The organism is Marivirga harenae, assembly GCF_030534335.1.
GTDB lineage: Bacteria > Bacteroidota > Bacteroidia > Cytophagales > Cyclobacteriaceae > Marivirga > Marivirga harenae.
In genome coordinates this window covers 684,062-705,076 of the sequence record NZ_CP130565.1, presented here as the reverse complement: position 1 = coordinate 705,076, position 21,015 = coordinate 684,062, and the positions used below count along the sequence as shown (strand labels likewise).

At 34.8% G+C, this 21,015-nt stretch carries 17 protein-coding genes; 11 read left to right on the top strand and 6 right to left on the bottom strand.

Features of this window, described 5'->3' with window-relative positions; genetic code table 11:
- Nucleotides 1-118: 118 nt before the first annotated feature.
- From Q3Y49_RS03020 to cas6, 8 genes are all read left to right on the top strand, one after another.
- The gene (locus Q3Y49_RS03020) at nucleotides 119-3,094 is read left to right on the top strand and encodes a SusC/RagA family TonB-linked outer membrane protein (RefSeq protein WP_303270759.1); all 2,976 of its coding nucleotides are present in this window, start codon (nucleotides 119-121) and stop codon (nucleotides 3,092-3,094) included.
- 12 nt (nucleotides 3,095-3,106) lie between these two features.
- Complete coding sequence (locus Q3Y49_RS03015) at nucleotides 3,107-4,528, top strand: RagB/SusD family nutrient uptake outer membrane protein (protein ID WP_303270758.1); 1,422 nt, start codon at nucleotides 3,107-3,109, stop codon at nucleotides 4,526-4,528.
- A 66-nt stretch (nucleotides 4,529-4,594) separates the two neighbouring features.
- Nucleotides 4,595-5,287 carry a hypothetical protein gene (locus tag Q3Y49_RS03010; RefSeq protein WP_303270757.1) on the top strand — a complete coding sequence of 231 codons (693 nt, stop codon included), beginning with the start codon at nucleotides 4,595-4,597 and terminating at the stop codon, nucleotides 5,285-5,287.
- 7 nt (nucleotides 5,288-5,294) lie between these two features.
- Nucleotides 5,295-6,101, top strand: coding sequence for a putative periplasmic lipoprotein (locus tag Q3Y49_RS03005; protein WP_303270756.1), 807 nt, complete (start codon nucleotides 5,295-5,297; stop codon nucleotides 6,099-6,101).
- 89 nt (nucleotides 6,102-6,190) lie between these two features.
- Complete coding sequence (locus tag Q3Y49_RS03000) at nucleotides 6,191-9,553, top strand: S8 family serine peptidase (protein ID WP_303270755.1); 3,363 nt, start codon at nucleotides 6,191-6,193, stop codon at nucleotides 9,551-9,553.
- Between the two features lie 74 nt (nucleotides 9,554-9,627).
- Nucleotides 9,628-10,719, top strand: a complete 1,092-nt coding sequence (locus Q3Y49_RS02995) for an AI-2E family transporter (protein WP_303270754.1) — start codon at nucleotides 9,628-9,630, stop codon at nucleotides 10,717-10,719.
- Between the two features lie 13 nt (nucleotides 10,720-10,732).
- Nucleotides 10,733-11,830 carry a redox-regulated ATPase YchF gene (gene ychF, locus Q3Y49_RS02990; protein ID WP_303270753.1) on the top strand — a complete coding sequence of 366 codons (1,098 nt, stop codon included), beginning with the start codon at nucleotides 10,733-10,735 and terminating at the stop codon, nucleotides 11,828-11,830.
- A 63-nt stretch (nucleotides 11,831-11,893) separates the two neighbouring features.
- A complete protein-coding gene (cas6, locus tag Q3Y49_RS02985) occupies nucleotides 11,894-12,673 on the top strand; it encodes a CRISPR-associated endoribonuclease Cas6 (RefSeq protein ID WP_303270752.1) in 780 nt (259 codons plus the stop codon).
- On the opposite strand, the gene Q3Y49_RS02980 is transcribed toward cas6, so the two are convergent.
- Complete coding sequence (locus tag Q3Y49_RS02980) at nucleotides 12,651-13,967, bottom strand: type IX secretion system plug protein (RefSeq protein ID WP_303270751.1); 1,317 nt, start codon at nucleotides 13,965-13,967, stop codon at nucleotides 12,651-12,653. The genes cas6 and Q3Y49_RS02980 overlap by 23 nt on opposite strands.
- A gap of 58 nt (nucleotides 13,968-14,025) precedes the next feature.
- Between Q3Y49_RS02980 and Q3Y49_RS02975 the strand changes: the two genes are divergently transcribed.
- Both Q3Y49_RS02975 and Q3Y49_RS02970 read left to right on the top strand, forming a co-directional pair.
- Nucleotides 14,026-14,574, top strand: coding sequence for an RNA polymerase sigma factor (locus tag Q3Y49_RS02975; RefSeq protein ID WP_303270750.1), 549 nt, complete (start codon nucleotides 14,026-14,028; stop codon nucleotides 14,572-14,574).
- Nucleotides 14,558-15,958, top strand: a complete 1,401-nt coding sequence (locus tag Q3Y49_RS02970) for an outer membrane beta-barrel protein (protein ID WP_303270749.1) — start codon at nucleotides 14,558-14,560, stop codon at nucleotides 15,956-15,958. Before Q3Y49_RS02975 ends, Q3Y49_RS02970 begins: the two co-directional genes overlap by 17 nt.
- Nucleotides 15,959-15,978: 20 nt before the next feature.
- Here the strand turns inward: Q3Y49_RS02970 and Q3Y49_RS02965 are convergent, their stop codons facing one another.
- From Q3Y49_RS02965 to Q3Y49_RS02945, 5 genes are all read right to left on the bottom strand, one after another.
- The gene (locus Q3Y49_RS02965; protein ID WP_303270748.1) at nucleotides 15,979-16,380 is read right to left on the bottom strand and encodes an arsenate reductase family protein; all 402 of its coding nucleotides are present in this window, start codon (nucleotides 16,378-16,380) and stop codon (nucleotides 15,979-15,981) included.
- Nucleotides 16,381-16,878: 498 nt separating this feature from the next.
- Complete coding sequence (locus Q3Y49_RS02960) at nucleotides 16,879-17,535, bottom strand: DUF6048 family protein (RefSeq protein WP_303270747.1); 657 nt, start codon at nucleotides 17,533-17,535, stop codon at nucleotides 16,879-16,881.
- A gap of 34 nt (nucleotides 17,536-17,569) precedes the next feature.
- Complete coding sequence (locus tag Q3Y49_RS02955) at nucleotides 17,570-18,205, bottom strand: hypothetical protein (protein WP_303270746.1); 636 nt, start codon at nucleotides 18,203-18,205, stop codon at nucleotides 17,570-17,572.
- A 46-nt stretch (nucleotides 18,206-18,251) separates the two neighbouring features.
- Complete coding sequence (locus Q3Y49_RS02950) at nucleotides 18,252-18,908, bottom strand: DUF4159 domain-containing protein (RefSeq protein ID WP_303270745.1); 657 nt, start codon at nucleotides 18,906-18,908, stop codon at nucleotides 18,252-18,254.
- Nucleotides 18,901-19,554: an HAD family hydrolase gene (locus tag Q3Y49_RS02945; protein ID WP_303270744.1), complete on the bottom strand. Its 654-nt coding sequence runs from the start codon at nucleotides 19,552-19,554 to the stop codon at nucleotides 18,901-18,903. The genes Q3Y49_RS02950 and Q3Y49_RS02945 overlap by 8 nt, the downstream gene beginning before the upstream one ends.
- Nucleotides 19,555-19,750: 196 nt before the next feature.
- Here Q3Y49_RS02945 and Q3Y49_RS02940 point away from each other — a divergent pair, with 196 nt between their 5' ends.
- The gene (locus Q3Y49_RS02940) at nucleotides 19,751-21,013 is read left to right on the top strand and encodes a hypothetical protein (protein WP_303270743.1); all 1,263 of its coding nucleotides are present in this window, start codon (nucleotides 19,751-19,753) and stop codon (nucleotides 21,011-21,013) included.
- The last annotated feature ends 2 nt before the right edge of the window (nucleotides 21,014-21,015 follow it).

Here is a 21,015-nt window from a genome sequence, read left to right as displayed (position 1 = left end):
AAAGATAATTTTTATTTGGTAAATTATTTTCAAGAAAAATTAATATTTTGTTAGGTATTTTCATGTAATGTTATGTACATTTAACCTTTAATTATTGTTAACCTAAACTAAAATAAGTATGAAGAAGATTCTACTAACATGTTTCATGTTGGTGTTCGTGCTACACGCATGGGCACAGGATCGCACCGTAAGCGGTACAGTTTTAGACGCTGAAACTGGAGAAGGCTTACCAGGTGTGAACGTATTGTTAAAAGGTACCGGAACAGGTATTACCACGGATTTAGATGGTAATTATAAAATTTCTGTCCCATCAGATGGAGGTACATTAGTTTTTACTTTTATTGGCATGGCCAAGCAAGAGGTAAAAATTGGTGCCAGATCTGTAATAGATGTAAGAATGGATCCTGATATTGCACAACTAAGTGAGGTTGTAGTAACAGGATACTCTGCTACTTCTCAGAAGAAATTAGTTTCTTCTGTTTCAACAGTAAACGGAGATAAGATTAATGAAGTGCCAATGCCAGATATTAATCAAATCATCCAAGGTAGAGCTCCAGGAGTTTATTCAAGTGCTCCTTCAGGTCAGCCGGGTGCAGCTCAAACTATCAGAATTAGAGGTAATGGATCTATCACTGCTGGTAGAGGCCCTCTATATGTAATTGATGGTGTAATCATGGCTAGCGGAGATTTCTCTACTACTGCTGCAACTAATGACGTGATGTCAAATATTAACCCTAATGACATTGAGTCAATGTCAATCCTAAAAGATGCAGCTGCAACTTCTTTGTACGGATCAAGGGGTGCGAATGGGGTTATTTTAATTAATACTAAACAAGGTAAAGTTGGTAAATCCAAAATTACAGTTAGTGCTCAATACGGAGTTGCTCAGCCGCAGATTGGTAATTTTGACATGATGAGTGCGCAACAAAATTTGGAGTACGAAAGACAAATCCTTCGTAATTCTGGTTTTAGTGATGCAGTTATTGATGCCAACAGAGGCCCAGAACTTTTGGACAACACTACTGATTGGGTTGATGCTGCATTTAGGACGGGAGAAACTTCAAATTATGAAATTCAAGCATCAGGAGGTAATGAGAATACTCGTTTCTTTATTTCTGGATCAGCTTTTAATCAAGCGGGTACTTTAATAGAATCAGATTTTTCTAGATACTCTTTGAGATCAAATTTAGATCATAAGTTAAATGATAAATTAGATGTTCAATTAAATTTGAATGTTTCCTATACAAATCAATTGAATGCAGTTGCTGGAAATAGATTTGCATCACCGCTCTTAGGTGCTTTCTCTACCACTCCTTTGCAAGGTGCAAGAGATCCTGAAACTGGTGAATTATTCACTGGACTTGAGCCTGGTTGGTTAGGATTTACTGGAGACAATTTCTTGTATTCAGCACCTTTAAACCCTGTTGTTAACAACAACTTAAGAGGTATCACTAAATTTGCTTTGAATTATAATATTTTAGATAACTTAAGATTATCTCAAGTGTTAAATGCTGATTTAGTTAATATTAGGGAGGGAGCATTTCAAGACCCTACTACTAATGATGGTGTAGCAAATAGTGGGGAAATAACAGAAGATTTTAATCAAAACTTACTGTTAACTTCTCAAACTAAATTAAGTGGTGACTGGACGATTGCTGACAAACATAATATTGGTGGTTTAGCAGTTTTTGAATATCAAAAAGGAGAAAGAGAAAGTTTCTTTGCTTATGGTATTGGTTTGGCTTCAGGAAAGCTGAAAACATTGAACTCAACAGCTACGCCTCAAGGTGTAGGGGGATTTTATACTGAGTACTCATTTTTATCTTACATTGGTCAGTTAAACTATGACTATGATAATAAGTATTTCTTTACAGCGTCAATTAGACGAGATGGTTCATCAAGATTTGGTGCTGATAACAGATATGCAAATTTCTGGTCTGTTGGTGGTTCATATAGAATTATCGAAGAAGATTTTCTTGATGGCTTGAGCTTCATAAGCGATTTGAAGTTAAGAGGTAGTTATGGTACTTCAGGAAATGCTGATATTGATAATTTTGGTTCATTGGGTCTTTACGGTTTCGGTGTTGCTTATAATGCTTTACCGGGAAGTAGTCCGTCTCAAATATCTAACCCTGAGTTAACTTGGGAAGAAAGTGTGTCGGCAAATATTGGACTAGATTACGGAATGTTCAATGACAGAGTAATGTTGTTATTTGACGTTTATGACAAGAGATCTCAAAACTTATTACTTAATGTACCTATTTCTAGAACAAGTGGATTTACTTCCGCTTTAAGAAATGTTGGTGAAGTTCAAAATAGAGGTTTTGAAATTGCTATCAATACTATTAATGTTGAAGGTGAATTCACTTGGACTACTAACTTTAATATTTCAAGAAATGAAAATAAAGTATTAGCTCTAAATGATGGAGAGGATATTCTAAATGGTAATCAAATTATCAGAGAGGGATTGCCTGTTCGATCTTGGAACTTGCCTAGATGGGCTGGAGTGAATCCTGCAAATGGGGCACCACTTTGGTTAACAGAAGATGGAGGAGTAACTTCAAATTACGCTTTAGCAAATAGAACAATTGTTGGAGATGCGCAACCGACTTTCTTTGGAGGTATCGATAATACTTTCAGTTATAAAGGTATTACGCTATCTGCCTTCTTTAACTTTGTAGCTGGTAATGATGTGTACAATGGCTCAAGACCATTTATTGAAAGCGATGGCCAGAGATACGGTTGGAATCACCTAACTTCAGTGGGTAGTGGATATTGGGAGCAACCAGGAGATGAGGTTGATTTGCCACAACCAATTTTAGGTGGTAATAGAAATTCAAATTCTGCGTCTACTCGTTACCTTGAAAATGGTTCTTTCTTACGATTAAGAAACGTTACTTTAAGTTATAATCTTCCTAAAAGATGGATGGAAACTATCGGATTACAGGGAATTAGAGTTTATGGACAAGGTCAAAACTTGTTGACTTTCACTGACTATTCTGGTTTCGATCCTGAAATGGATGAAAATGGATCTGAGTTTTTCAGATATCCTGTTGGTAAAGTTGTAACTGGTGGTATTGAAATTAACTTCTAAAAATTTATTAATATGAAATTATTTAATGTAAAATTATTTGCATTGATAGTAGGTACTGTGTTCCTATTATCTTGTGAAGAAGATCCGTTGGAACTTCAGCCAGCTCAGTCATTATCTACTGAGGAGGCCATTTCTGACTTAGAAGGTCTGCAAGCAGCCTTAAATGGAGCTTACGATGGTTTACAATTATTGAACTATTATGGCAGAAATTTCCCTGTTATGTGGGAAGCTCATGGTGATAATGTTTATATTTCAACAAGAAATAGTAATAGGTTCCTGAATAATTACCAGTATCAAAACAATCCATTTTCAGGCGATATATCTAATTTATGGTCTAATGGATATAATACTATTTTAAGAGCTAATAACATTATTAATGCTGAAATTGAGTCTACAGACCAAGCTGCTGTTAATCAGGCTGTTGGTGAAGCTTATGCAGTAAGAGCTTTGGTTCATTTTGACTTGGTTAGGAGCTTTGCTTTGCCTTATTCAGAAGGTGGTGGTTCGCAGCCAGGTGTTCCGTACATTACGGAAGCATTTATTGGCGAGCCAGCTAGGGATGCTGTTTCTGTCGTTTATGAAAACATCATTGCTGACTTAACGCAAGCCAAATCTTTAATGACAGATGGTTCTGTAGGACCTGTTAGGTTTACAGGTAGTGCGGTAGATGCATTGTTAGCAAGAGTCTATTTGTACCGAGCAACAGGTGATGATTTAGCCAATGCTTATAGTTTGGCAAATTCAGTTAGAGCTCAATATGGTATGGCTGCTGGAGCAGACTTAGTAGACTTTTGGGATTCATCTGAAAATGATTCCGAAATATTTACTTTGAAGTTTGTTGGAAACGAAAGTAGAGGAGCTGATAACTTTGGATATATATACATCGATCAATCGATTGGATATGGTGATATTCGAGTATCTAGTGATATTATTAATCTATACGAAGCAGGTGATCCGAGATTAGATCTAATCTATGAAGTAGGTGGTGAATTTTATGTTGGTAAATTCCTAGGGGAGTCTGCATCAGGAATCCCAGGTTTAGTAAGCCCTAAAATCATTAGAAACTCAGAAATGTATATGATTGCAGCAGAAGCGGCAGCAAGAAGAGATGATTTTGCTAATGCAAGAACGGTGCTTAATGAATTCAGAGCATTTAGAGGATTAGCTGCTTTGACAACTACTGATGTCCCTAATAATGGTTTGTTAGATGAAATCATGGATGAGAGAAGAAGAGAATTTGCTTTCGAAGGTCATAGATCATTTGATTTATTCCGTTTAGGAAGAGGATTAACTAGAAATCAATGTGGAACAGGTCTTGAAATTACAGCACCTTGTTCTATATCTAGTGGTAGCCCACTCAGAATATTCCCTATCCCTCAGAATGAAATGGATGTGAATGAGAACATGGTTCAAAATGCTGGCTACGCAGAATGATTTTTAGTAATATCATTATCTAATTATGGGCAGGGTTTTTAATACCCTGTCCTTAACATTCTCTTTATGAAGCAAATTTTTGTTATTTTATTTTTTTCTTTATTTGGTTTGACTTCGCTAGCACAGACTGGTGGCACAATCATGGATCAGATTGATCCAAATTTCCTTAACAAAGATTTATTATATGAAAAAGGAACATATTCATCTTTTGATGGTGATCCATATTTGTTTGAGGAAATCACTGAGGCTTGTTTAGTATTGTCTGACGGTAAAGAGATTTGTGATGTAAAAATTAATTACGACTCTTTTGAGAATTCAATTTTATTGCAAGAAAAGGATCAAGAGGATTTGAATTATATAAATCCAACGTTTGTAAAGTCATTTACGGTTTCGGGTTTTAAATACGTAAAATCTGATTTCAAGGGCGTGCAGCACAATGGATATTTTCAAGTCCTTTTTAATGGAAGTAAATTTTCATTATATCGATACAAAGCAGCAAAATTAGAATATAGAGATACTCAGGGTAATACTGGTTATTCTAGCTCTGATAAAAAATCCAAATACTTCTCCATTTCTGAAAATTTTGTTTTTGTTTCAGAGGAAAATGTTTGGGTGGAAAGCAGGCTAAAAAAGCTATTCAAGGATCTTGAAGCTATTGACTACAAAGAGGTAAAGAGGTATGTTAGATCTGAGGATTTAGATCTAGAAAATGATAGTGATATTGTTAACTTAATGAATTATTTAGAAGACTATAAATAAAAGTATTATGAAAAAATTATTATACAGTTTATTAATGGTTGCGGCTATTACTGCCTGCGACACAGTAAACTCAGATTTAACAAATGAGTTTGATTATGATCCATTTGTTTCTGTTGATGCTGGCTCTATTACAGTGGCCGAGGATGCAGAATCAGGGCAAGCAACTGTGAATATTATTTTAACAGGCCCCGCTCAAAGTAGTGCTATTACTGTTGAATTAAGCGTAACTACATCTGATAATGCAGCTGGAAATGTTACATTACCTTCATCCAATACAGTAACAATTCCCGCAGGTGAATTTTCTGCTCCTTTTACAATTTCTTACAGTAATAACGACTCACCTGATGGAGATAAGTCAGTAACGGTTTCAATTGTTTCTGCTACTGGTGTTGCGGTTGCTACTGAAGGAACGGAAAGAGTAGGGGCAACAATTCTTATTGCAGATGACGATTGTGATATACCAAATTTAGCAGGTGATTACTCGGTTGTAACTTCCGAGACTTCTCCTGGTGGATGTGAGGGTGTTACTAATGAGGTTACCATCACTTTAGTTGAGGATTTAGGTGACTTCCAATATGTTTATGAGCTTTCTGATGTGACTGGTGGTTTGTATCCTAATTGTTATCAATCAGCTGACAATCCTGGTCAATTTGCAACGGATGTATTTGCAATCTCAATGGTTGATCAGCCAGACGTAGTCTACGGTGGAGATGTATTCAATGGTTCTGGAACAATGGATTGTGATGGAAATTTTGTATTGACTTGGAGCAATGGATTCGGTGATGCAGGAACTTCTACTTTTACGAGATTGTAATTTAGAGTTATTAATTATTGTTATAGAAATAGGGAGTTTACTCCCTATTTTTGTTTAAACTATTTTTCTATTTATTCAGTTATCAATTTATGAAAACACAAGTACGTCACTTTAGTTTAGTATTGCTTTACATATTTTTCAATTGTTTTGCCCTTAAGGCACAAAATTTGGAAACTATAAAAAGTGTGGAAATTGAAAAAAAGAATGAAGCCGAGAAGTTGCTTGAGTCCCAAGGACTGAAAAGTAAATATTTTGTTGATAACGAGTTAGTAGAGGTCCAGTATTTAGATCAAAATAGGAATCCCGTTTTCTATAAATTATATAATGCTGATGCTAGTCGTTTGACAAATATTAACTCTGTCAAGCGAAATGGTCGGTTAGGCCTAAACCTGAGCGGGAGGAACGTTAAAATAGCTGTTTGGGATGGGGGTTCAGTATTGCAATCTCATCAGGAGTTGTCTGGTAGAACCACCGGAGGAGATTCGCCAGAGAATTTATCAAATCATGCTACTCACGTTACTGGAACCATAATAGGGGCTGGAGTCAATGCAAGTGCAGAAGGAATGGCCACTTCAGGAATTATTAAATACTATGATTTTAATCAGGATAATTCTGAAATGATTACGGCAGCTGAAGACGGAGTAATTGTATCTAATCATTCTTATGGAGAGGTTTTAGGTTGGAATTATAATGGCTCCGCATGGCAGTGGTTTGGAGATAGTGATATAAGCGAAACAGAAGATTATCGATTTGGTAGTTATAATAGTTCTTCTCAATTATGGGATGATATAGCTCATTCTAATCCATACTACTTAATTGTAAAATCTGCTGGAAATGATAGAAGTGATGCCGGTAACGGCACAGGTGCTCCTGCTGATGGTCCATTTGATTCCATTGGTCCTAAAGGATGTGCTAAAAATATTTTGACAGTGGGTGCTGTTATGAAGGCAAGTAATTTCAATAATCCCCAAGACATTAAGATTACTTCATTTTCTAGTTGGGGCCCTACAGATGACGGTAGAATTAAACCTGATATTGTTGGTGTTGGTCAAGGGCTGCTCTCCGCTTCTTCTGCCGGTGAAGATCAGTATGCCTCATTGAGTGGTACTTCTATGTCTGCACCTAATGTCACTGGTGGCCTTGCTTTGCTACAGGAGTTATATTTTAATATGAATTCCAAGTATATGTTGTCCGCTACTTTAAAAGGTTTAGTGATTCATACGGCAAAATCAACTGGAACAAAAATTGGTCCTGATTATCAATTTGGATGGGGCTTGTTAGATGTCGCTGCCGCATCTGAATTATTATTAAAATTGGACGATAACAATCGAATTATTGAATCTTCTATTACATCAAGCATGGATGAAGTGGTACATCTCATACAAGCTGATTCTGGGGATTTAATAACATCCACACTTTCTTGGACTGACTTGCCAGGTAGTACTATCAATTCTGATACCTTAAATCCCACCGATTTAAGGCTTGTGAATGACTTAGATACTCGACTTTATTTTAACGGATCTGAAGTTGCATTTCCATACGTAATGAATCCTGAGTCAAAGAGTCAATCTACTGGTGATAATTTTAGAGATAATGTTGAAAAAATACATTTCACTGCTGTGGAATCAGGAACGTATGAATTAAAGATATCTCATAAAGGGCTAGCAAACGATCAGGATCAGACCTATTCACTGACCTTATCATCGGAAAATTCTGAATCTAATGTTAATACCATGATATTAAGTTCCGTAAATGATGATTGGAATGACCTGTCTAATTGGAAAAATTTTGATGAATCAGCAGTGCAGAGCTTACCTAATAGCAACACTGTTGTGTTGATTGATAATTTTGAAGGAGAGGCAGTTCGTCTGAATAGCGATCTGGAAGTTTTTTCTATTGGTGCTCTGGACGGAAGCTCTTTCGAATTGGACTTGAATGGACATACTTTGTCTTTAAATAGCATTAGTTTAAACCATGAGGGACAAATAATTAAAAATGGGGTCATTGCTATGAAGTCTGCTTACTCTAGTAGCATCATTAATGGTAATGAATCATTTCAGGATATTGTGTTGCAAGTCGATAAGGATGATGATAAATCAGTTAATTTGATCGGTAAACTTAAGTTTTCTAAGATTGAAGTAATTAATGGATTAATTGGTTCTAATGAAAGTGATTTGGAAATTGATTCCTTAGTCCTTAGTGAAAATGTATCATTGCGATTCTCAAATTTGTCATTGACAATTAATAATTTATTCGAAGCAGCTTCAGATGACTTAGTGTTTGAAGCTTCAAATATTATATTCCCAACGGATAACGCGCATGTAAATGCAAATATTAATAATGATGCTGGATCTATAGAATTCAAGGGTAGTAATTTTCAAGTTACAGGTGATTTTATTGCCTCTGATTTTCGAGTGGATGGGCTGCTAAATTATGCTGGCAGCTTGGAGATAGATAATTTTTTAATTTATGACTCAAGCCAAATAAACTTTACAAGTGGAAGCAATGTCTTAGTAAATTCTAATTTTGAGGTAATTGATTCATTAAACAACCGAAATGGTGCTGTTATAGAGTCCACAGATGCAAAATCTTTTATAGAATCAAATGGCGCTAATAAGTTATGCTTTAGTGATTTAAGTGTGATCAATGTAGATGCAATTGGATCTACTAAATTAGTTCTGGATGAAAATTCTACATCAGTTAATGCGGAGGGGTGGATACTTCAGAGCTGTGAAAATGTCTTAGATGCCAAATTTACATATGAATTTTCATGTGCGAACGGAGTAACAAAGTTTTACAATACTTCTGATGGTGTTAATATTACCTCTTATCAGTGGGAATTCGAACTAGATGGTGACATTATTTCTGTAGAAGATGAAAATCCTGAAATAGAGTTTTCTAAAACAGGTATTGTTAATGTATTTTTCACAATCAATACCTCTGATGAAGTGAGTACTTTTACTAGGGAAATTAATGTAGTGCAATCTAATATTGCTAAGCCATCAATTGTATTAGAAAATAACATATTGTCCAGTACGAGGTTTTCTGATAACTATCAATGGTATTTTGACGGACTCCCAATTGAAAATAGTAATTCACCATCCATTCCTATTGGTGACATGTCTGGTGAATTTCAAGTTGAAATTTATAATGGTAGATGCTTAATGAGATCAGATGTATTTGAATTCATTGTAACGGGGAATGCTGAATCTCTTGAAGACGTTGTCAAAATCTATCCAAATCCAACAAATGGTGTTTTTAAAGTGCAAAGCCAAGTAGATTTAGAGATTCAAGGGGTTTATAGCTTAACTGGGGAAAGTATTGAATTCAAAGTATCACATCTTTCAAATTCATTACAAGAGGTAAGTATTGATGGTAAAGAAGGAGTGTTTTTCATTCTTTTCCGAACCTCAGATAGAAATTATATGAAAAAATTAATGGTGTTAGAGTAGCCGTGCCTAATTGGAATGGAAATGGAAGGATCTAAATTCCTTTCATTTCTTTTTATATCTAGTATCTTAGAGTTGTGAATAGACTCAAACCCATTTTGTTTTTATTAGGAGGCGCATTATCTATATATTTAATAAGCCTCCTTTTTTCTGATATATTGATTTACATCATTATATCTTTAATAATATCCACTATTTTAAGGCCACTGGTTGGGTATTTAAATAGCCTGTACTTCTACGGTTATAAACTTCCCAAGATTGTAACTATTATCATAGCATTCTCAGTGCTCATCGGTTTTATAGTACTTTTTATTGGACTTTTTATCCCTCTCGTGTCAGAGCAAATTCAGATTTTAAGTGGGCTTGATTATGATAATTTGTATAGTAGAATAACAACTCCTATACAATCAATTGAAGTGTTTTTGATAGACTCTATTCCAAATATTGGGGAGGAAGGCTTTATCATCGACCGTTTAAGGGAAAGCTTTCTTAATTTCGCCCAGACGGTTGATTTTAGTTACATAATTAATAATTTTATTTCCATTACTGGTAGTATTTTCGTTGCTATTTTAGCAGTAGTTTTCATTACTTTTTTCCTATTGTATGAAAAAGGATTAGCCAGGAGAAAATTCATACAATTAATTCCTAACAAATATTTTGAAGTTTCTATAGGAGCAATTTATAAAATTGAAAAGTTGCTTTCTAATTATTTACTAGGCTTACTTTTTCAAATGATTTCAATTTTTACGATTGCATCAGTCGGTCTAAGTATTTTCGGAATCAAGTACGCGGTGACTATTGCTGTGTTTGCTGCAGTAGCGAACCTAATACCTTATGCTGGTCCCATTCTTGGAGCTACCTTCGGGATCATTGTTGGAGTAACGACTGGTGGAATATTTGAATTTAATAATGAACTTTTCTTTTTGGGAGTAAAGATTGTTTCTGTATTTGCCGTGGTTCAGATTACTGATAATATTTTGCTACAACCTTTAATTTTTTCAAAAAGTGTAAAAGCACATCCATTAGAAATTTTTGTTATTATCTTTGCAGGCGCATCTTTGGCAGGGGTATTAGGTATGATTGCCGCTATCCCCGTTTATACAGTCATAAGAGTTGTATTTATTGAACTTTACCAAGGATATAAGCAATATAAAATATTTCAGAATTAAATAATATATTTTCATGGGATTACAATGTGGGATAGTCGGCTTACCAAATGTAGGTAAATCAACTTTGTTTAATGCACTTTCAAATGCCAAAGCAGAAGCTGCTAATTTTCCTTTTTGCACTATAGACCCAAACGTGGGGGTAATCAGTGTTCCAGATGAGCGATTGGAAATCCTGGAGGATTTGGTTTCTCCAGAAAAAGTGGTACCCACTATCATCGAATTTGTTGATATAGCTGGGTTGGTAGAAGGTGCTAGTAAGGGAGAAGGTTTAGGTAATAAGTTCTTGGGGAATATTAGGGAAGTAGATGCCATTGTCCATGTTGTAAGGTGTTTTGAGGATGATAATGTCACGCACGTTTCGGGCCGAGTAAACCCAGTAGCAGATAAAGATATTATTGATACAGAGCTGCAACTGAAAGACCTAGATTCTGTTGAAAAGAAGATTCAGAAAACTGAGAAAATTGCAAGATCAGGTGACGCTAATGCCAGGAAGGAATTGGCTGTTTTAAATCAGTATAAGGCCGTTTTGGAAGATGGAAAAAATGCTAGGACATTAAAACTGAGCAAAGAAGAGAAAGAACCTGTTAGGGATTTGATGTTATTGACCGACAAGCCTGTTATATATGTAACTAATGTTGAGGAATCAGCAGCGGTCACTGGCAACGAGTTGGTAACAAAGTTTAAGGATTATGTGAAAGATGAAGAGGCAGAAGTTATCATCGTTAGTGCAGCTATTGAAGCCCAAATTGCTGAATTTGATGATGCAGATGAAAAGGCTTTGTTTTTAGATGAATACGGATTAAGTGAGTCCGGCTTGAATAAGTTGATTAGAGCGTCTTATACTATCTTGGATTTGATAACGTATTTTACGGCTGGGAAACAAGAGGTCAGAGCATGGACCATTAAGAAGGGTTGGAAAGCACCACAGGCAGCAGGAGTCATCCATACCGATTTTGAAAAAGGCTTTATAAAAGCAGAAGTGATTAAACTTGACGATTACCAAAAGTATAAAACCGAACAGGCCTGCAAGGAAGCAGGTAAAATAGCTATTGAAGGCAAAGAATACGTAGTAAAAGACGGTGACATAATGCATTTTAGATTTAATGTGTAAATTTTCTTAGAAATTTTAAAACAATTTTATATCACGATTGGTCTTAGAAAATAAAAGAGGGTCGTGAGAGTTAGATTAATTTTTAAGAATAAGGAAAAAGGAGCTACTGTTCCTTTCCATCACCAGTACTATTTATTCAGATTTTTTAAGGGTTTAATTAAAAAGTGCGGTAGGGAAGAATTTTATAATTTTAAAGATTATAATTTTTCTGGTTTAAAAGGTCAAACAACGGTAAGTAAGTCTGGCCTTCATTTCTACAGTTCTAAAATAACTGTAGTTTTTTCTTCTTCAAATAAGGACTTTGTTGATTCAATTATTGAAGTTTTATTTAGCCTTCCTGAAATACAATTGAATGGATTGACAATTGTACCTCATGCTGTGGAGCTGGAAAACGAACTTGAATTTAAAGAGGAAACGAAGTATATCTGTATTTCTCCTATTGTTTTATTAAGTCCGGAATTTTCTAGCGACTCAGGGAAAAAATTTATCCATCCTGATTCATTTGAATTCGCAGACCTCTTGCGGGATGCGCTGCTGCAAAAACGTGAACTTCATGACTTTGAAGGGTTTGAATTTTATCCAGATAGCAATTACCTCAAAAAGTTGGAAGATAGAGGTAAAAAATATTCTAGAGTTTATCCCATTTTCGATCAGGACATTCCCTATGAGGTCAGAGGATATACTTTCCCTTTCACTTTTAAGGCGCCTCCTAGTTTGCATCAGTTTCTATTCGAGAATGGACTCGGACTGTTCAACGACAAAGGGTTTGGAATGCTAGATTTAGCAGAAGTTACTCCAGGTAGTCAAACAGTACCTTATTTCACTGGGCAGCTCGAGAATTAAATTGGGTGTAACCAATCAGCCTGTCATATCTAAGTTGAGGACTGCTGAAGTAAATCAAGATATCATAGTTATTTTCAGTGGCGAAATGACTTCCTTCTATTGGGTTATTCTCTTGATTCTTTACGAAGTATAGATATTCATAATAGCCTTGTTTCAACAAAAAGCTATTTTGATAAATTCCGGTATTGGTGTTATACTTCATCCTGTTTTTATTGTTCAATTGCCAATTGTTAAATTCGCCAACCACATAGATATCACCAATTTCCTGTGGTGCTTCCAATTTAAGTTCAGTTAAGAAATAGTCAGAAACCAGCGGTATATCTTGTCTCTCTCTATTACCAATAACAAAGGTCCCATTTCTATCTTCCCATTCCCTGAAAGCTTCCGAAGCTCTTATTTGATCAACTCTTAGTGTAGTAGTAATAGGTTTTGTTTCTTTATTGATGTTGGCCACACCGTTCCCTTTGAAATTTACTGTTGAGATGTCGAAGAATCTAAATTCATTATTACCCGGGAAATTTAATTCACCATTGTAAAATTTATAGGTTAAGCGCTTGTTGCCGTCCGAAATCTGCAACGGCTTTGGTGCTTCCTTTGCGAACAACCAATTATAATTTTGTCTAACTACAGGGTAAATATCAGCACCCACATTTAGGACATTAATATTATTTAGCATCACTTCAAACTCTAATTCCTGATGGGTTCTTCTTTTTGACACCACATTTGATGCTGAAATTTGGAAATTGATGCCAGCTTTATTTTCATGAACCATAAATCGTTCAGTTAAAATTATGTCTTCTTCATTATTATTTTGGTAAACTACGATTAAGTAATTCCCTGAAAGCCTCACTGTTGGAACCTGCCATTCATAGTGGACATATCCCATTTTGGTATCAAAAGAAAATTCAAATTCTCTAATTGGGAACTGATTAAATTCTTCCAAGTAATCCATAGCCTGAATATTGCTTTTGGCTGTCCAATCCTTATTGCAATGAAGTATTTTTGCAAAATACTGTTGTTGTTGCTCATTGATGTCATCAAAAGTCAGAAGCAGTCGATCGTTTTTCCCAAGTTCCAGCACTGGATTGTTAGTAGAAGTCATTTTATTACCATTGAAGAGTATTGATTGCACAGTATTTATCCTTTCTTGGTAACTTTTACTTTCAAAAGATAGATCAGGATAATAGCTTTTTGGACTTGGGGTTTTGCTGCCTGTTGACTGTACGGGAACGCAACTATTCTGTGTACTTATAATAATCAAAAACGTAATTAAAATAATTAAATTCTGTTTCATTCCAACCTTTAATTTGTATTTTGGGTCTAATATAAACAGAATCCTTAAGGTTTTTGTCATGCCTAGAACCAAAGAACTTATAAAAGGTTGCCAGAAGGGCGACAGAAAGAGTCAATATGAACTCTACCAGCAATTCTCCTCGGGAATGATGGCTGTAGCTTTGCGCTATTCAAAATCAACTTTAGAGGCTGAAGATATTTTGCAGGAAGGGTTCATAAAGGTTTTTGACAATATAGTGAAGTTTAGAGGGGAATCAAGTATTGGTTATTGGATTAAAAGAATCATTATTAATACTGCGCTAAATCATCAGAGAAGTAAGTTGTATCTCTATCCTATGGTTGACGTAGAAGAAATAAGAGAAGGAATTAATTCTCTATCAGTAGATAGCTTGGCAGTTGAAGATTTAATGGATTTAATACAAGATTTGCCGACAGGATGTCAAGTAATTTTTAATTTATACGCAGTTGAGGGCTATCAACATAAAGAGATTGCAGAAATGCTCGATATAAGTGTAGGGACCTCGAAATCTCAATATGCAAGAGCAAGAAAAATATTAATGGAACAATTAGAGAAACAAAGTAAGTGGGGGAATGAAAGATTTCAATAAAGATAAATTTAACGATTCTATTCGCAGAAAACTTGACCAAGCTGAAGTTCAGCCCGGCAATAATGTATGGGAAGGGATTGAAGCTGGATTGCTTAAGCAAGAAAATGGAAAAATGCAGAAACGAGCTGCCTTCTATAGAAATCTTGCCGCTGCAGTAATTTTTATCGCTTTAATTTCTATCTATTTTAATTTGCAGGATTTCACCTTTAAGGTAAATCAGGATACTACACTAGCTCCTGTTGAGCTTCCAGAAAGAAATGTTCAAAAATTATTCATCAGTAATAATGATGTTTTCCTGGCTAAACCGGAATTAATAGCTAGCGACAAAGAAGACGATAAAGATAAAAGTAATTTTGAAGGAAATGCATTTGCAGTTTCTAATAATGATAATCAAACAGCGAGTAATAAATCATCTTCAATAGAGAATAATCAGACTATTGTTTTGTATGAGAAAGAAATCGGGAGAGAATCGGATGTTTTTATATCAAAAATAGAAGCCGTTTCACCAGCATTGATTGAATTTCCTAAATTGGAAGTTGCAGTTGAGGAAGTTTCCTATTTTGCAGTAAGTAGTCTGGATAACCCTAAGGAAAAGTCTAACCTTAGCTGGAATACGAATGTAAATATTGGATCCGGAAGTTTTAACCCTAATTCGGAAATTACTGAAACACCATTGTTTTCTACCGTTTCTACACTCAATAATCCTGGTACTGCAGGAAGAACAACTAGTGATAATACAAATTTTAATACCAAGCAAGAGAGGGAAACTGTTGAAAACTTAAGTTCTGCGCCTATGCAAGGCAATATTTCTTTTACTTTAGGATTAAATTTTGGAGTAATTCTAAATGACAAGTGGAATATAAAATCAGGTTTGCAATATGGTGCTTATCGATCTTCCTCCCTTAGTAGTACAGTATTAAGAGATAGGAACAGTGATCAGTTATACCCATATCATGGGGCAAGTAGTTCAACAGAAATATCAGACGGTAGGGTCGTGAATGTTACATCTGAGTATGAATTGTATAATGATCTACATATTTTGACAATTCCTGTTATGGCTTCTTACAAAGTAATTGATAGTAAATTTGATATTTCTTTAGTTGCTGGACTATCGGGAGATTTCATAGTTAGAAATACTTTGAAAGGTGGAAGCGATCAAATCAATGAAATTCAGTTTAGTCAAGGTGACAAAAAATCATATAAGAACTTTTTTGCAAGTAGCATTGCTGGGATAGAGGTAAGTTATCCCTTCGCAGATAAATATGCATTAAGTATTATGCCAACATACAAACGTGCACTATCTAATGTAACAACCGATGATGCTACATTTAGCAGCATGCCGGCATTTATGGGACTCAATATGAGCTTGGCATATATGTTTTAATAATTGAGTTATGGAGTTAGCTACTCATCGCTTTCGCCCTTATTTGCCAAATGCTTTTTGATTTCTTTAAAAGCCATATCCATTTCATTAAAATCATAAGGCGATTTTATGAATTTCGCATATTTTTCTGAATCAATTATTGGAGTTCTAATAATTTGAGGGTGGTCTTTTATTAATTGTAAAAGGTCGTGTTCATCAAAATCTTTATCTTTTAGCTCATCCTGATAGTAGTCATTATTTTCATCTATTAATTCCTTTACAGTGATGTTAAGCTTCTGGGCAAGTTCGGCCCATTGCCTTTCAGTTAAGGTCTCTTTGCTTAAGTCAATCGCATTTATATAATGCTGATCTAAAGAAGTTGCATAGCCAAAAGCTTCTCTCTCTTTAATTTGACTGCTATCGTAGATGAATTTAATTTCCATATTAGTCTTTTTCTGTGTCTCCATGTATATTGAACTATGTACCCGAGTTGAAGTTTCAAATATAGGCTACTAATATTTACCAACGTTTGATATCCGACTCTCAGATTGCCTGCTTAATAATGTCTGTATTTCATTCTAGTAGTCACGATTTTATTTCAAAATTGGAAACTGTTAGACCGTTTGAGAAATATTTGAAGAGTCAGTTCTAAGTTAGAAGAGGTTTATAGATCTTTTAATTATACAAGGCTGAGCCAATTTTGATGTAATAATCATAAGAATTGGGCAGTCTAAATTATCTTGATTTTCTTGTATTGAAGTATTACTAGGAACTTTTAAGGACTTCCTTACTATTTATCAAGCCTTCTTTAACTTATAAAAGTTGGTTTACGGAAAGTCTTTAGAGTAGCTTTCAAATTCTAGCTGCGTCCATGAAAAATGAAGGTAGATTCAAATCATTCTTAGAGATCACCTTGATTTACAAAGATCTATAAAAATAGTTTAATTAAGTGGTATTCTAAATTTTAGGTAGAGATTAAATTCCGGATTTAAACTAATATTAGTTCTGCCATAGCCCGGAATATTTTTTATTTCAAAATCATCAAAATCATCATATTGTAGAAGTGATTTTAGTCGGAATTTAAAGCCAATGGAAAGAAAATCAGGGATATCTTTTTTTCGAATCCTTTTTATTTTTTTCTCAGAAGTTAATACAAATTCATACCATCGTGCTGTTAAATTATTTCGATTGAGATCCCCGGTCTCATTTTCAAATACAGGATTTCCGATTTCATACGCTATATTTTCATTAAAAGATGCTTGTGAATATCTTAAACCTAAAAGTAAAAAGTTGTTTGGGTTTACTGTAAAATGGTAGTCAAGCCCAATCCGGTAGTAGTTGCCGTCAGACTTATAATCTGAGTTTTTATAGGCTTCTTCAGGTGTTAGTTCTGCTACACCGTATTCACCGATTACTGAGAGTTTCTCTAAGATTAGAAAATTAACTGCTCCTTCCCATTTTTCACTATTGTCAGTTAATAAAGTGTGTAGTTTTAGATAATCAAACCCAATTCCTAAGCTTAATCTTTTAGGTTTCTCCTGCATTTCAGGTTCTTCAGAATTTTCATCTGTTGAATTCTGTGCAAATGCTTGAGTCATCAAAAATGGTATGAATAATAAAAGGTATAAGAATTTATATTTCAACATATATTTCAAGCTCATTACTGATACAATCGGAAATTGGTTGGCAACCAAACGGCCCTCTTAAGGAATCAAATTGATGTTCAATCACCTTTAAATCTTTCACAGATTTGGTGATTTTGCTATTAATTGTGGTGTCGTTCAATTGATATTCGATTTTCATAAATCGTAAAGAGTCTGCGAGTTCAATTTTAATAATATATTCGGACTCAGTCTGCAGTGTATTAATTGGTATGCGAAATCTATTTAAACTATCCCCTCCTCTAACATTTTCAAATAAATTGGTTTTTCCATTTATAGATTCGATACTAATGGTTTTATCATTTGTGGTTGTGATTAGGGCATTTATGAAAGCCAAAGAGTCTGACTTTAGCGTTCTGAGGTTATTTAATGAGTCAACAACAGGAGCGTTTTCAGGTTTATCTAATGCTGCGTCCACAGCTTTTATTTCAGTATTCAATCTGCTTTTGTATTGAGTCAGTGTATCTAAAGATGTTTTGTTGAGAATACTCAAATTGAAATATGGATATGCATTGTCGGGACCACAATCATCACAAGGTTCACAAGCACCAAAGAGGAAAAGTCCAATTAGGGCAATAACAATATGTTTGGTGGCAGTTTTCAACATGACTGCAAAATTAAGCTTTCTAATTGATTTATTATGTACATACGGTTTAATCCTGAGTGAAAGCAAAGCTAATGATATTAGCTCCCATTTTAAGCGCCTTTAATCTAACGGCCTCTGGGTCTTTATGAATACTTTGATCCTCCCAGCCATTTCCCAAATCACTTTCATAAGAATAAAAACATACAACCCTACCTTCATAAATAATGCCAAGTCCTTTAGCCGGCTTCCCATCATGTTCGTGTATTTTGGGGAGACCATCTTCAAATTTGAATTTTTGATGATAAATAGGGTGATCGTATGGTATTTCTACAAAATCAGATGCCGGAAATACCTTTTTCATTTCCAATCTTATAAATTGGTCTAGACCATAATTATCGTCTATATGTAAAAAACCGCCTGAGATGAGATAATTCCTTAGATTTTGAGCTTCATCATCCGAAAAAACTACATTGCCATGTCCAGTCATATAAATATAGGGATATTGGTAAATTTCCTTACTACCTACTTCCACAACATAGTCTTTATTACTCAGCGGGAGATTTAATTCCTTTTCGCAAAAATTGATTAAATTCGGAAGTGCTGTTTTATTGGCATACCAATCTCCACCTCCACTATATTTTAATTTGGCTATTTTTACTTGCTGTGAATAAGCAGAAAATATGGCAAAAAGAAATACGAGTAGTATGCTGAGATTTTTATTCATTTTTATTCAGTTCATTAAAATCTTTTATTTTCATCAGCAGTCCGTTGGGTAGTTCTTCTTTTTTTAAAGAAGTGTATAATCCTATGACATCCATTCCTGCACTTTTTGCCGACTGAATTCCTGCCAATGCATCCTCCATCACAACGCAATTTTCAGGAGAAATATTCAATTGTTCTGCAGCTTTTATATAAATCTGTGGGTCCGGCTTTCCTTTTATAACCATTGTGCTATCAATAACCGCATCGAAATATTCTCTAATATTTAAGCCATCTAAGGTGAAATCTGCATTGGCTGTAATAGCTGAAGTGGCCACTGCCATTTTCAAACCTGCTTTTTTAGCTTTTGGCAAAAATTCCATTAAGCCAGGTGTTGGAGCCAAGTCCTGGCTGTATAAATCACGGTATATTTTCTCTTTCTCTTCAGCTAAACGCATCACTTCCTTAGGATCAGCTCCCGGTTTTAAGTCTAAAATCACTTCTTGAATGGTTCTTCCGTTGTAATGATTTTGAAACTCCTCTTCTGTGACCTCTTTACCAAATTGTTTTAAAAATATTTTCAAAGCTTCAATATGGTAAGAAATATTGTCAATTATAACTCCGTCCATATCAAAAATAATGGCTTTTTTGTTAGAGAATATATCGTGCATTTCTGTTTTTTTAAAGAATTACGAAATAAGTTAAAATCCCTTTAATTACCTTAATAAGTGTTGCATTTCTTGTAATTACTTGATTTTTGACTTTGCTTTTATAATCAACTATATTATGTTTTTAGATAATGATCTAAACAATTCGTGTATTGATTTATTGTTATAGTATCACTTTTTGAATTCTAATACTCATGATATGAACATTAGATTTTTATTTTTGATAACCATTTTTACTTACATTTCTTTTGAAAGTACAGCTCAAGCACTTTTAGATGATGAAGACACCACATTCATTACAGTAGGTGGCGCGGTTCGTTTTAATACAATATATACTATATATGAAGGGAAAACGTCTCCTTTGCCTACAGAGAATAGAAATGGATTCTTTTGGGATACTTTCCGATTGGAAGCTAATGGACAGACCAAAAATGTAGGAATTGATTTCGAATATCGCTTTTACCCGGGCTTTAATACGCATTTTGTGAAAAAAGCATTTTTATTTCATGACTTTTCTGATCAACTACAAATGCAATTGGGAGTCACCCAGGTTCCTTTTGGTAAGTTAGAATTTTCAGGTAATTCTTGGTGGTTTCATTTACCATACTACTTCGGCTTGGAAGACGATTATGATACAGGCTTGAAATTTAAATGGCAAAAAGAAAATTGGACGTACCACTTAGCATACTTCTTAATGGCAGAACCCAGGGGTGTTAGTGAACCGGATTACGGAAGCTTCGCATCTGCCAGATATTCTTATGATGTTATTCCTTCCGATGGCTATAATGGAAATAAAGAAAGAAACCAGGTCAATGCAAGAGCTGAATATGAAAAAGGGAAATTCTTGATAGGACTTTCTGGGCAGTTTGGTGAAATATTTAATTCTAATATAGGAAAAAGCTTTGCTCATTGGGCCACCGCATTTCATTCTCAATATGCTGTCAATAAAGTAGCAAGAATTAATTTTCAATTAACTCATTATGATTATCCCAATAGTATAGATGATGCAGGGAATTCAGTAGACTATGTTAATATGGGAGCGTACGGATTTGACACCTATCAAGTGGCATCAAGTGCTACTACTTTCTCATTGGGTTTGTCTTATGAGTATAAGTTGGAATGGGGACCAATTTCCTCTCTGACGTTTTATGATGATTATTCTTATATGTATAAGTATGGAAGCATTGAAATTTTGGGAGAGGAATACAAATTTGTAGATTCCCAGCAGAATATTTTGGGGTTTATGGTGACCGCAGGGAATACCTATACGTTTTTTGATATTGCTTCAGGCATTAATCAACCATGGCTAAGTAATGCATTTGGTGGAAATGCATTAAGTAGTGGAAGAGGTGAAAATGTAAATGCAAGGGTAGGCGTTACTGAGGAAGGAGCTATCAATGCACCGCTTGAAAAACCTACTATCAATACCCGATTCAATATAAATATTGGTTATTATTTCTAAAT